We start from the raw sequence: 13,953 nt of genomic DNA, 5'->3' as shown, positions 1-13,953 counted from the left end.
ATTCAAGGTTGAATAACATGCGATTACCCGCCGCCAACACGATGGAACAACAAAGCCAACAGGTGAATACCTATATGCCAGCGCTAACCGGTATTCGATTTTTCGCTATCCTGCATATTTTTTGTTTCCACTTGTGGACGCTTTATGACATGGATAAAGAGCCCGGTACTGAGAATCTTCTGCGGGGAATGGGTGATCTTCCGAAGGGATTCTTGACGTATCTGTCAAACGGCTGGATGTCCACCAGTTTTTTCTTTTTATTGTCCGGTTTTATCCTGGCTTATTTGTACTGGGGTAAGAATGGGCAGTTGACGGTTCCGCGAAAAACCTTCTGGTTGATGCGGGCTACGCGAATTTATCCGATTCATGTGGTATTGATTTTATTGTCATTAAGTACGGCGGGATATCACCTTGCCAACGGGGTTGATCCCATCATGCTGGTGGCCAGTGCTGTGGCCACATTAACCTTGGTGCAGGCGTGGTATCCGGATTTTGTACCGATGTGGTCATGGCCGACCTGGACAATTTCCGCATTGGTTTTTCTCTATGCGGTCATGCCATTTCTTTTACCGCCGTTGGCGAGGTTGTCGCAACGCAAAGCTATTTTGTGGTTGTGCGCGCTTCCTGTTATTTCCCTGCTGCCTACCGTTATCTATGCGTTCTACTTTCCGCCGGGTGCCGAGCCACAACAATTCTGGCAAATCTTTATCGGGGCCACGCCGCTCTTTTGGCTAGCGCACTTTGTTGCCGGCATATTGTTGACCAAGGTGTTTTCGCTATCCCGGTTTAGCCCCGTGATCACTACTGGAAGCCGGCTCTGGTTTGCCTGGGGAGATCTTGCCTTAATTGCAGTGATCCTTATCGCTTGTGTACCCGATATTCAGGAGCCGTTTAAATTTTTCCTCCGTCACGGCCTGATGATGCCACTGTACATGGTCATTATTGTTGACCTCGCACGAGGCAGGGGATTGGCTGCGCGAATATTTTCCGGTCGTGTGATGAACTTTTTAGGGGAAACAGGCTTTTCCATCTTTATATGGCAAAACCTGGTGATGATGGTGTGCTGGGGTATCGTGATGATGAATCCGGATGCAGGTGATAATCAATTTTGGGGTGCGCTTATCAGCATTATGGTGCTCGGTATTTTCAGCACCTATCTTTTGGAAAAACCGGTTGCCAGATGGTTGCGCCGAAAAATAATCAAAAATTAATGGATGACATGTTATGAAAGAACCACTGATTACGTTGAATGACATCAAAAAAATATTCTATACCGAAGACGTAGAAACCCATGCATTAAGTGATATATCACTGCGCATCTACCAGGGCGAATATGTATCTATTGCGGGGCCATCCGGGTGTGGCAAGTCTACCTTGTTGTCATTGCTCGGTTTATTGGATGTCGCAACGGAAGGCCAGTACCAGCTCGCCGGTCACGAGGTGACGAGCATCGCCAAAGATGAGCGCGCCAGAATTCGCAATCAGGAAATCGGTTTTATCTTTCAGTCATTCAATTTAATCAGCGATCTGGATGTGGAAGAAAACGTAGAATTACCCTTGACCTATCGTCGCGACTTGAACAAACAGGAACGCAAGCAGCGTGTAAAAGAAGCGTTGGAAAAAGTTGATATGCTCTATCGCGCTAAACATTTTCCGGCACAATTGTCCGGCGGTCAGCAACAGCGTGTGGCCGTCGCGCGTGCTATTGCCGGACGACCATCCATTATTCTGGCGGATGAGCCGACCGGAAATCTTGATACGAAAAATGCCGAGGCGGTGATGCAGTTGCTCGACACACTACACGCGGAAGGCGCAACCATCTGCATGGTGACCCACGATCCGCGCTCGGCATTGCGCGCACGGCGCAAGATTGATTTGGTGGATGGCAGAATCGTTGCCGATAAAACCTTTGCCAGGTCGGAAGTACTTGCCTCACCGGAGGAAGCTCCGTGTTAATCATCAACGATTTCAAATATGCCTGTCGGTTGCTTGCCAAAAAGCCGGGCTTCTCCGTGCTGACCATTCTGGTGATGGCTTCCGGAATCGGTTTAAGTCTGTTTTTATTTTCGTTTTTCCACAACATGCTATTCAAAGATTTACCGTTTAAAGATGGCGAATCGCTGTTTCAGGTCAATATTACTCACAAGGGTATTTCCCAGTGGGGCGGTATCGATCTGCATGATTATTATGAAGTCAGAACCAGTCTTGAAGGTGTTGAAGAGTTTGGTGCATACCGCGAAAGCAGTGTGAATGTATCCGGGCGAGACGGCGCGCGACAATACGATAGCGTTATTGCGGAGCCCAATATATTTGCGATGACACGCACGCAGCCGATTCTTGGCCGCAGTTTTACCGAGGCAGAAAGCCAGGTTGGTGCGGAACCGGTGGTCGTCATCGGCTACGATCTCTGGCAACACTATCTGGGTGGCGACCCACAAGTGCTAGACCAGATGCTGCGCATCAATAGTGTCAGCCATCGTATTATTGGGGTAATGCCGCAAGGTTACACGTTTCCCCGTACCGCTGATCTGTGGGTGCCGATGCAGCAAGATGCTACCCATTTACCACGTGGCAGTGCCGGCCATTTTTACGGCGTTGCCTTGTTGGAAACAGGCGTTTCGCGCAACGAGATTAATAAGCAGTTAGCGTTGATCATGCAGCGGCTTGAAGAACGTTACCCGGAAACGAATACCGGCATCAGCGCTTATGTGACGACCTTTCCCATGACGGCCGTGCGCGATGGTGTCGCGGTGGTCTATGCCATGCAAATTGCGGCTATGTTGATTTTCTGCCTCGCACTGATCAATGTCGGAAACCTATTGCTGTCACGCGCCATTGAACGCAGCAAAGAAACGGCGATACGAGTAGCCCTGGGAGCGCCGCGCTGGCGATTGGTCGTCCAGATGTTGTGGGAGAGTATTATCATCTGCGTGATCGGCGGTGTGATCGGCTTGCTGGTTCTGGCGTGGGGACTGGAAGTTGTCGAACGCATTACCTTGACATTTTTTGATGACAAGCCGGTATTCTGGTGGGACTTCGGCGTAGACGGTTTTACCCTGAAATTGTTTTTTGTCTTTATTGTATTGGCTGTGTTGGCTACCGGTTTGTTACCTGCATTGCGTAATTCCGGCTCAGATTTTAATGCCGTGCTGCGCGACGGTACACGCGGTGCCGCTGGCAGAAAATCCAGCCGCTTACATAAATTATTGGTGATCAGTGAAATATTTTTATCGACCACGGTGTTGATTGCTGCAGCAGCGATGGTTGTCGGTGCCTACCTTGCCACTCACGCGGACTTCGGTGTGGATACCGATAATATCCTGACCGCCAAGGTCCGCTTGCCGGAAGCGGATTATACCGAGCGCACCCAGTACACCGAATTCGTCAAGACTTTGCAGTCGCGCCTGGAAAACAGCCCGGGAATTGGTAACGTGATGATTGGCTCTTCCCTGCCGGGTGAATGGAGTTGGGTACCGGCGATGGCTGTGGAGGGCAGGGAATACATCAGTAAAGGTGGGGACGATTATGCGCGGGCCAATTATGTTTCTGTGAGCGTGGATACTTTGGAAAAATTAGGTGTTGAACTTAAAGTCGGCCGCTTCTTTAATAGTGGTGATGATCGTATGGACGCGCGCTCAGTGATCATCACCGAATCATTTGCAACGCGTTATTTTCCAGGTGAATCACCGCTGGGTAAACGTATCCGCATTGCCGAAAAAGACCATGATAAAGAGGCATGGCTGACGGTCATCGGGGTGGTTGAACATACCATTTACGGGCAGGCAAATGATGAAACCGGAAAGACGCCCACAGTGTTTCGTACGTTTTCACAATTGCCGCGCAATTACATGACAATTGCCTTGCAAATGAAGGCGGATGCTGAACAGGCCACGCGCACCTTGCGCAGCACCCTGGCATCCATCGATCCGGAACTGCCGGCGTATAATCTGGAAAACTATAACGAGATCATCAAACGCAGCAATGGCCCCTTAAGTTTGATCAGCAAAATATTTTTATTGATGGGAATAGTTGCTATCGTTCTGGCCGCCAGTGGTATTTATGGCGTGATGGCCAATACTGTAAATCAGAAGACGCAGGAGATCGGTGTCAAGCGCGCGTTGGGAGCAACGGATTACCTTATTGGTCGACAATTTTTGATGATGGGTGTCCGGCAATTACTATGGGGCGGTGTGCCGGGGGCGCTGGCAGGTTATGCTATGGGTGTTGCTATGTCCCGCATCGTCGGGTTGCAGGGTTTGGGGTTGGTTGTTATCGCGGGGCTAATGACCGCGCTTGTTGCCGCCGTGGTATTAACGGCAACATGGCTACCCACACGACGTGCGTTGAGCATGGAGCCCGGCGAGGCGTTGCGTTACGAATGATGTCTTCAAAAAAATAACAGGATCACAATGAAACAATCCATTCTTATCGTTGATGATGATGACGATATTTTGTCGGCACTGAGCTTGTTGCTACAGGCTGAAGGTTTCACATCGATAAAGGCGGACTCCCCGGCACAGGCTATAGCCGCAATTCGTCAGTACGATGTCAGTTTGATATTGATGGATTTGAATTACTCACTGGATACGACTTCCGGTGAAGAAGGGCTAAACCTGATTAACACCATTCGCCAACACAACGAACTCGTGCCCATTGTGGTCATGACCGGCTGGGGCACGATTGAGGTAGCGGTGGCGGCGATTAAAAGCGGTGCCAATGATTTTATCCAGAAGCCCTGGGAGAATGATCGTTTGTTAATGACGATCAACAACCAGATTCGATTGGCTCAAGCACAAAAGCAATCGCAAAAGTTGATTCGCCACAACGAACTGTTACAGGCCGAGATTCGTCCGGCAACGGACATTGTGGCTGAGTCTGCTGCCATGCAGCGCGTGTTGGAAACGTTACATCAGGTAGCCAGGAGTGATGCCAGTATCTTGCTGACTGGCGAAAACGGTACAGGAAAAAGTTTATTCGCTCGCTTGATCCACGAGCTGTCAACCCGTCGTCATGCGCCCCACATTTCCGTCAACATGGGCGCTGTTACAGAGTCGCTGTTCGAAAGTGAAATGTTTGGCCACACCAAAGGTGCCTTTACCGATGCGAAATCTGCCCGTATCGGGCGCTTTGAGCTAGCCGATGAAGGCACCTTGTTTCTCGATGAAATTGCCAATACCCCTTATTCTCAACAGGGCAAGCTCTTGCGTGTTTTAGAGGATCGGCAATTTGAAAAAGTGGGTTCTGGCATAACCCAAACGGTGGATTTTCGCTTGGTCACAGCGACGAATGCCGAATTAAATCTTGCCGTTAACGCGGGCAGTTTTCGCAAGGATTTACTCTATCGGATCAACACGGTTGAAATTGAAATACCAGCCTTACGTTATCGACCCGAAGATATTCTTCCCCTTGCCAGCGCCTTCCTGGCCAAGGCTGCACAAAAATATTCACAACCACCGCTGGAGATCAGCAGCGCGGCTAAAAAGTTATTACAAACCTACGCGTGGCCGGGTAATGTGCGCGAATTAAATCATGTGATGGAGCGCGCGCATATCCTGTGTAAAACATCAGCCGTTCAACCGTCGGATCTGGGTATCAATAGTATCGCGCCTGTAGCAGAAAATATTGGTCTTGACAGTGAGCAGGAATACTTGAAGTCTCTGAGTGAGATGGAGCAGGAAATTATCAACAGGCGGTTGTCCTACTTTGGTGGTGATGCGCTGAAAGCGGCCAAATCGCTCGGTTTAAGCCGCAGTGCTTTTTATCGCCGCCTGGAAAAGCACGAGCAAACTGAACGATAAACCATGCCGATAAAAATTCCATTGGAGCAACAACTGGTACGTCTGGCGCTTTGCACTTCCGTACCTTTATTGCTGATACTGTTGTGGACAATGGTCTACGCCGGCATTTCTATCTGGTTAATCTTATTAACCTTGTTGATAAGCGGCGGACTTATCAGTTATACCGCTTACCTGATACACCGGAAACTCACTTATCAATTTCGCAGCGTGAGTAATCTGGTGAGCACCATGGCCCACGGCGATTACAGCTTGCGTGCGCGACGGGCGAATGGCAGCGGCGCTGTGAATGAACTAACGCTCGCTGTTAACACACTCGCAGAGCGTTTGAGCCATCAGCGCTGGGAATCAATAGAAAGCCAATTATTACTGCAAACCATCATTGAACATATCGACGTTGCCATACTCGCGTTAAATGAGTCCGGCGAGCTGCGCCTGCTCAATCCCGCCGCCAGAACACTGCTGAAAACAGAAAGTAGTGATGCAACGTCTTCATTGCAGGATCAGCTCAGTTTTCTGCAAACTGTTACCAGCGGTGAGCACCAGGTGGTGGAATTGTCGCTTGGTCATCAGCAGGGGCGGTTCAATATTCACGTCGAAGAGTTTCGCGAAGCGGGTAAACAGCACAAATTATTATTTATCACCGACGTGCGCAGGCTGCTGCGAAGGGAAGAAAATAAAGCCTGGCAAAGTCTGGTGCGTGTGATCAGCCATGAAATCAATAATTCGCTATCGCCCATTGCGTCTCTCAGCCAAACGTTGATGCGCCTGATTCAAAAGCAGCCGGAACACATAGCGGGACGGGAAGATTTATTAGCGGGATTGAATATTATCTCCGAGCGAGCTACAGGTCTGGGGCAGTTTATTGATAGTTACAAGCAGCTGGCAAAATTACCGGAACCCCAAAAGCAACCGACTTCTATTTTCAGCATGATTAACAAAGTACGTGCGCTATTAAAAGAAACGACTATTGAAATAGAAACAGCGGATGATGTAATTATCGACATCGACCCGCTGCAAATAGAACAGGTATTCATTAACTTGCTGAAAAATGCCGTGGAAGCCATGGCGCATACCAACCCACGCGGCAGAATTTATATTGCCTGGACCGTAAAGGAAGCGATGTTTCAACTGACACTGTGCGATGAAGGATGCGGCATCAGCAACCTTGATAATATGTTTGTCCCGTTTTACAGCACCAAAAAGCACGGCACCGGTATCGGGCTTGTGTTATGCAGACAAATCATCGAAGCGCACGACGGCCGCATCACCATCACTAATCAAACAAACGCACCGGGTTGTTGTGTGCGTATTGAATTGCCCTTGTCGTTGACTACATTACCCCACGCACGTGCTGTTTGACCTTGTTGAAATAAAATTGCTTAAGCGCTTCATGCAGCTCCGATGAGAGCGGCGGCAACGCACTGACGGCCACATTTTCTTTCACCTGTTCCGGCTTGCTCGCTCCGGTGATCACCGTGCTGACGGCGGGGTGGTCGAGAATCCAACGCATCGCCAGTTGCACTAGCGTCATATCCTTCGGCGCCATTGTTTTCAACTCATCCGCTAAATCAACCGCTGTTGTAAAGGGAATACCGGAAAAGGTTTCCCCCACACTGAATGCCGCGCCGTCTTTGTTGTAGTTGCGATGATCGGTTTCGGCGAAGGTCTGGCTTTTGGTCATCTTGCCGGACAAGACGCCGCTGGCCAACGGCAAACGCACAATAATACCCACGTTGTTTTCTTGCGCAGCCGGAAACAGTTCAGTTGCCTGATCCTGGCGAAATAAATTGAAGATAGTTTGAATCGAGGTGAGCTTCGGATGCTTAACGGCAAACAACGCCTCATCCATGGTTTCAACACTGACACCGAAATGTTTGATCAACCCTTCCTGCTGAAAATCCTCCATCCATGCCAGCAAATCACCGGCTTTTAAAACGTCGGTAGGCACACAATGCAACTGTGCCAGATCCAGCGCTTCGACGCCGAGCCGCTTAACCGAACCTGCGAGGTTCGCTTTTACTTTGGCTTTGGTATAACCGTTGGGAAATAACTGGCCATCGCGGCCGACTTTGGTGGCGATGAAACGTGGTTCGGGGTTACTGCGCGTGTAGTTGCCGATTCGCTGTTCGCTTAAACCGGCGCCGTAGACGTCGGCGGTGTCCCAGAAATTTATCTGGTTATCGTCAGCAGCGCGCAGAATCTGATTTGCGCGGTTGTCATCCACCGGTCCAAAGTCACCGCCGAGTTGCCAGCAGCCGATGCCGATTTCGGATACGTCGTAGCCACTTTTGCCGAGTTTTCTGTAGTTCATTGTTTGTCTCCTCTTGTTAGCGCTCGGGGGCGGAGTCTACAGGGTTGGGTGGTTAATGAGTGTTAAGTTGGTTTTTTGGTTTTGGGGGCGGAATCAGGTGATGGTATGCGAGACACGCCGTGAACCCGTCCGTGGGGGCTCATCACCGACATCCATGTCGGTGATGGTCTCGCATACCATCACCTGATTCCTTACGTCACCATCGTGCTGCTTTCTAACTTTTTAGAGGAAAAAACGCACCTTTAGGATGTTCCTTCATGGCTTCAAATATCGGCGGGTATGTTGTGCAATCAAATTCTACCGGGGCGCTTAAGTTTGTACTCTTTCAGTATTTCCAACATCTAGCGCGGTTTTCCTGAAAACTGAATTTAAGAAATTCGCTTGTTTTCACTTTTGAAAAGAACACAAATATTGAATATGGCACAGTGGGGATTGGGCAGAAGCCTTTGAGACCATCACCGACAAGGATGTCGGTGATGAGCCCCCATGGATGGGTTCACGGCGAGTCTCAAAGGCTTCTGCCCAATCCCCACCCCCCCTTTATCACCCACCCAGAATCTCGCCAAAGTTTTGACTAAATATCCTGCACCAACTTATAACTCATTGTAAAAAAAGAACTTTTTATCTTGGCACCACCTTTGCAAACACCCTCTATAACTCAACCCACCCGCGCATTTTTTGACGCGGCACCCAAAACAGAGGAGTAGCCCATGGTTCCGGGCATGCAATCTGCATCCAAGGTCGTATCCCTGCTGCCACACGACAACGGCGACGGGCAAGACCTCAAAAAAGCCTTCGAGCTTTTTAACCAGATGTCCCAACAACTGGTGGACTCCTATCAACTATTAGAAAACCGTGTTGCCGAACTCAACCAGGAACTCAACAGCGTCGCCGACCAGCGTATGCAAGAACTGGCCGAAAAAGAACAAATCGCCAACCGCCTCGAAAACCTGCTCAACTTCCTCCCCGGTGGCGTCGTTGTGCTCGACTCCACCGGGCGTGTATCCGAATGCAACCCCGCCGCCATTGACCTCCTGGGTGAACCCCTGCAAGGCGAGTTGTGGCGTGAGGTGATCGCGCGCAGCTTTGCGCCGCGTCAGGACGATGGGCATGAAGTCTCTACGCGCGACGGTCGTCGCATCAGTATCTCCACGCGCAACCTGGGTGTCGATGGCCAGATTATTCTGCTGACTGACCAAACCGAAACCCGTCGCTTGCAAGGTGAATTAAGTCGCCACGAACGTTTATCCGCACTGGGCAAGATGATGTCTGCACTCGCGCATCAGATTCGCACGCCCTTGTCGGCGGCCATGTTGTACGCCGGGCATTTGTGCAACGGCAAACTGGATGAAGAGCGGCGCCAGCAATTTTCCGAAAAGATTTTCAACCGTCTCAACAATATCGAGCGCCAGGTTCAGGACATGCTGTTGTTCGTGAAAGGCGAATTGCCGCTGAACGATGTTATCAGTGTGTCGGAATTACATCTGGCGCTGGCGGAAGCGATGGAGGTGCCTTTGATGACGTCTGAATCGCACTGCGAGTGGATCAATAACTGCCGCGAGCAATATATTCAATGTAACCGCGAAGCCCTGATTGGTGCCTTGTTAAATCTGGTGAATAACGCGATTCAGGCGGTCGATCAAAAAGCGCAGTTGCGGATTGAATTCAGTTTATACAACGCGCAAACCGACGCACCTCCGCAATTATTGATTCGCGTGCTGGATACCGGGCCGGGCATTCCGCAACATTTGTTGAGTTCGGTCGGCGATTTATTTGTCACCACCAAAGCCCAGGGCACCGGTTTGGGATTGGCGGTGGTGAATGCAGTAGCGCGCGCGCATCGCGGTAAATTTTATTTGCAATCCAAAGTCGGGCAGGGCACTTGCGCGTCTTTGGTTATGCCCCTGGCTGAATTACATTAATCGGAGATCTCCCCATGGCACTGGCCGCACAACAACAGACTTTTGCTGACGCCATCAAAGTCCTGGTGGTTGAAGACGATAACAACCTGCGCGAGGCGTTATGCGATACCTTGCAATTGGCGGATTACGATGTGTTGCTCGCCAGCAGCGGTGAAGAAGCGCTACAACAATTGGCGCGTGTGGACGACGTGCGCATGATCGTCTCCGACGTCAACATGGGTGGCATGAGTGGCCATGAATTATTGCGTGAAGTAAAACAGCATCACCCACAAATTCCGATGATGTTGATCACGGCTTACGCGAGCATCAGTGAGTCCGTTGAAGCGATGAAACAGGGTGCGGTGGATTATCTGGTGAAGCCCTTTGCACCGCAAACCCTGGTAGAAACCGTAGCGCGCCATGTGGGTGTTGCGCAGTTTGCTGGCGATGAACCGGTGGCGCAGGCAGCATCCAGTAAACAATTATTATTGCTCGCCCAACGCGTTGCACAATCGGATTCCACGGTGTTGGTGGTGGGCGAATCCGGTACCGGTAAAGAAGTATTGGCCCGTTACATCCACAACCATTCACCGCGCAGCAAGCAACCCTTTATTGCGATCAACTGTGCGGCCATTCCGGAAAATATGCTCGAAGCCATGTTGTTCGGTCATGAGAAAGGCGCCTACACCGGCGCGCACAGCAGTGCGCCGGGTAAATTTGAACAAGCCAACGGCGGCACCTTGTTACTCGATGAAATTTCCGAGATGGATATTGGCTTGCAGGCGAAATTATTACGCGTGTTGCAGGAGCGTGAAGTCGAGCGTTTGGGCGGCCGTAAAACCATCAAACTGGATGTGCGCGTTATTGCCACCTCCAACCGCGATATGCGCAGCGAAGTTGCTGCTGGAAAATTCCGTGAAGACTTGTATTATCGCTTGAGTGTTTTGCCGTTGCAGTGGGCGCCGTTGCGTAGCCGTGTTGAAGACATTATTCCGCTGGCTGAAAAAATTCTGCACAAGCACGCGCAAAAACAAAATCGCGGGCGCGTCAGCTTATCCTCGTCAGCACAACAGGCGTTATTGGGTTATAGCTGGCCGGGTAATGTGCGCGAGCTGGATAACGTGATGCAGCGCGCATTGATTTTACAAATCGGCACCGCGATTCAGGCCGAGGATCTGGGGTTGGAAAGTACCGGCTTGTATAACACCAGCGTGAGCAATCAAGAGACTTTCAGCAGGCCTGCACCAACAAATACGCCGGATGCTTTCAATCAGGATGTTCAACCTTTAAATCCCTTTGTCCGGCAAGCGGAAGCAATAGCGCAGCCGATGATGTCGGGCGGTATGACATCCATAAATAATCATCTCCATGTGAATAATGTTGACCCACAGCATTTGATGTTGATTGACCCCAACCCCCATAAAAGCCCGGCGTTGGGTAATGACCTCAAGCGTCACGAATTTGAAATTATTATGAATGCACTGCGTATGGAGCGCGGCAGTCGTAAAAATACCGCCGAACGTCTCGGCATCAGTGCGCGCACGCTGCGCTACAAAATCGCGCGGCTGCGCGAAGAAGGGTTTGAAATTACAGAGTAAACAATAGGGAATAAATGCATCGCTCAGGATTGAGTTCGGCTCACTAAGCGATGCACTCTTCTCGGGTATTTTCTTCTTTGCTCTGCATTCGCAGGGCAGATCATCACCTGGCGCCTGGCATTACGTATATTTGCTTTGCTGGTAATACGTCTAATATTGATAATCATTATTATTACTGGTAACCTCCTGTCGCATTAATTCTCCTCTAATTCGTTTCCCGATTAAGGATTTCCCATGTCTACCAAATCCTCTGGTATGTGTCTTCTTATGTGCGCGGCAGCCGTGTCTATGCCGAGTCTGGCTGATCTCCCGACGGAGATAGTGATTGTCACCTCAAGCCGTGTTGAAAAGCCCTTGAGCACCATTCCGAATACCGTGACGGTCATCGGTCAGGTGGAATTGGAGCAGCAACTGGCGGTGCAACACGATTTGTCGACGGTTCTGGGGAATCTGATTCCGGGATTCTCGCCAAGCCGGCAGAAGATGACCAACGCCGGGGAGAGTTTGCGCGGGCGCAAGCCGCTTTACATGATTGACGGCGTGCCTCAGTCCAACCCCCTGCGCGATGGCGGACGAGATGGCCGTACTATCGACCCGGCGATGCTGGAGCGGGTTGAAGTGCTGCATGGCGCCAACGCGATCCATGGGCTCGGCGCGGCGGGCGGCATCATCAACCTGATCACTAAAAAGCCGGGCAGCGGCCTGGATCAGAGCATCCGTTTGAGCACTGGTTTTCAAACGGAAGATGTGGGCGAGAGCGCTGACTACGGCGTGAATTACAGTATCTCCAACAGCTTCGGCCAGTCCGACATATTGGCCAGCCTGAGTTACCGCAGCACCGGTATCGCGTACGACGCCAACGGCGACATCATCGGTGCGGATAATACCCAGGGCGACACCATGGATTCCGAATCCCTGAACGGCTTTATTAAAGCCGGTTACAACTGGGATGACCAGCGCATCGAGTTGATGGTGAACACCTACGATATCGAAAGTAACAACGAGTGGGTTTCAGTCCCCGGCGATGTATCAGAAGGCATTCCCAGCAGCGCGGTAAAAGGCGAGATCGAAGGCGAGGGCGCGCGCAATAATGTGACGGCTATCAGTCTTAATTACACCAACGATGAGTTCCTCGGCCACAGCTTGCGCATTCAAGGTTTCCGTCAGGATTTTGAAGCGACCTACGGCGCTGAAGCTATTCCGCTCGCGACTTTTCAAGACCCGGCCTACGGTCCTGACCTGATTGACCAGTCGCAAAATAATTCGGAAAAACTGGGGATGAAAATTACCCTCGCGAAAGATGATATCGCGGGGTTACCGGTGAGCCTGGTTTACGGTATGGATTTGCTGGAAGATAAAACCTGGCAAGCCCTGATTCAAACCAATCGCGCCTGGGTGCCAGAGACGCGTTACCTTAACTACGCTCCTTATGCACAGGCTGAATTTACCGGCGTTGAAAAACTGGTGGTTACCACCGGCGTGCGTTACGAAAAATCCAAACTGGAAGTCGACGACTTCACCACGCTGGCATCTTACGGCAGCCGATTTGTTGAAGGCGGTAAACCGGAGTTTTCCGAAACCTTATTTAACCTCGGCAGTACTTACCAGTTAACGAACGCGTGGCGTGTGTTCGGCAACTATTCCGAGGCGTTTTCCATGCCGGATGTTGGCCGCGTACTGCGCGGTATCAACGAGCCTGATCAAAGCGTCGAGAGTTTTCTGGATTTAACGCCGATCCTGACCGAGAGCACCGAGTTCGGGATTGAATATTCCGGAAACGATGTAAAAGCGCAATTGAGTTACTACACCTCCGAATCGGATTTCGGTGAGCGTTTACAGCGCGGCGCAGACGGTGTTTACACTGTGAATCGCGAAAAAACCGAGATTGAAGGGTGGGAGTTGAGTACGCAATGGGCGGTCACAGATCTCGACTTGTTGGGACTGCGTTATGCTCAAGCAGAAGGCCGTTATGATTCGGATGATGATGGTCGCGTGGATTCCGATCTGGACGGTACCAACATTGCGCCGGATCGTTTGAATATCAGCTGGGATCGCGCCTGGTCTGATGCATTCAATTCACGCCTGCAAGTCAATTATTTATTTGATCGCTCCGTGAAAAACAACAGCGGCACGACGATCAATGAATTTGAAGGCTACACCACGATTGACTTGAGTACCGATCTCGCCGCACTGGGTGGCACGATCAGTTTTGCAGCGCAGAATATTACCAACGAAGATTATTACACCTACTATTCGCAGAGCAGCCCCAATGACATCCGCAACTTCAAAGGGTTGGGGCGCAGCTTTAGTCTCGGTTACCAGAAAAGTTTTTAAATTTTCTCCCA

Annotated in this window: 9 protein-coding genes; 8 read left to right on the top strand and 1 reads right to left on the bottom strand. The window is 50.6% G+C overall.

From position 1 onward, the window contains the following. Nucleotides 1-17 precede the first annotated feature (17 nt). From CBR65_RS05195 to CBR65_RS05175, 5 genes are read left to right on the top strand one after another with little or no spacing between them, the layout of a single operon-like run. Entirely contained in the window at nt 18-1,211 is a 1,194-nt protein-coding gene (locus CBR65_RS05195) for an acyltransferase (protein WP_087465872.1), read from the top strand. Between the two features lie 13 nt (nt 1,212-1,224). Next, entirely contained in the window at nt 1,225-1,956 is a 732-nt protein-coding gene (locus CBR65_RS05190; RefSeq protein ID WP_087465871.1) for an ABC transporter ATP-binding protein, read from the top strand. After that, the gene (locus tag CBR65_RS05185) at nt 1,950-4,382 is read left to right on the top strand and encodes an ADOP family duplicated permease (RefSeq protein WP_087465870.1); all 2,433 of its coding nucleotides are present in this window, start codon (nt 1,950-1,952) and stop codon (nt 4,380-4,382) included. The genes CBR65_RS05190 and CBR65_RS05185 overlap by 7 nt, the downstream gene beginning before the upstream one ends. A gap of 27 nt (nt 4,383-4,409) precedes the next feature. Beyond that, nucleotides 4,410-5,798 carry a sigma-54 dependent transcriptional regulator gene (locus CBR65_RS05180; RefSeq protein WP_087465869.1) on the top strand — a complete coding sequence of 463 codons (1,389 nt, stop codon included), beginning with the start codon at nt 4,410-4,412 and terminating at the stop codon, nt 5,796-5,798. A gap of 3 nt (nt 5,799-5,801) precedes the next feature. Next, entirely contained in the window at nt 5,802-7,157 is a 1,356-nt protein-coding gene (locus tag CBR65_RS05175; protein WP_087465868.1) for a PAS domain-containing sensor histidine kinase, read from the top strand. On the opposite strand, the gene CBR65_RS05170 is transcribed toward CBR65_RS05175, so the two are convergent. Then, nucleotides 7,129-8,109 (bottom strand): aldo/keto reductase, encoded by a 981-nt coding sequence (locus CBR65_RS05170; RefSeq protein WP_087465867.1) that lies wholly within the window; start codon nt 8,107-8,109, stop codon nt 7,129-7,131. The two genes, CBR65_RS05175 and CBR65_RS05170, sit on opposite strands and share 29 nt — an antisense overlap. A gap of 710 nt (nt 8,110-8,819) precedes the next feature. Here CBR65_RS05170 and CBR65_RS05165 point away from each other — a divergent pair. The 3 genes from CBR65_RS05165 (at nt 8,820) to CBR65_RS05155 (ending at nt 13,942) form a co-directional block, all read left to right on the top strand. Next, nucleotides 8,820-10,031, top strand: coding sequence for a PAS domain-containing sensor histidine kinase (locus CBR65_RS05165; protein WP_087465866.1), 1,212 nt, complete (start codon nt 8,820-8,822; stop codon nt 10,029-10,031). A gap of 14 nt (nt 10,032-10,045) precedes the next feature. Next, nucleotides 10,046-11,608 carry a sigma-54 dependent transcriptional regulator gene (locus CBR65_RS05160; protein ID WP_087465865.1) on the top strand — a complete coding sequence of 521 codons (1,563 nt, stop codon included), beginning with the start codon at nt 10,046-10,048 and terminating at the stop codon, nt 11,606-11,608. A gap of 234 nt (nt 11,609-11,842) precedes the next feature. Next, nucleotides 11,843-13,942, top strand: coding sequence for a TonB-dependent receptor (locus CBR65_RS05155; protein ID WP_087465864.1), 2,100 nt, complete (start codon nt 11,843-11,845; stop codon nt 13,940-13,942). Nucleotides 13,943-13,953: the final 11 nt, after the last annotated feature.

It is taken from the genome of Cellvibrio sp. PSBB006 (genome assembly GCF_002162135.1).
Classification (GTDB): domain Bacteria; phylum Pseudomonadota; class Gammaproteobacteria; order Pseudomonadales; family Cellvibrionaceae; genus Cellvibrio.
This window is presented reverse-complemented; position numbering and strand designations above follow the sequence as displayed.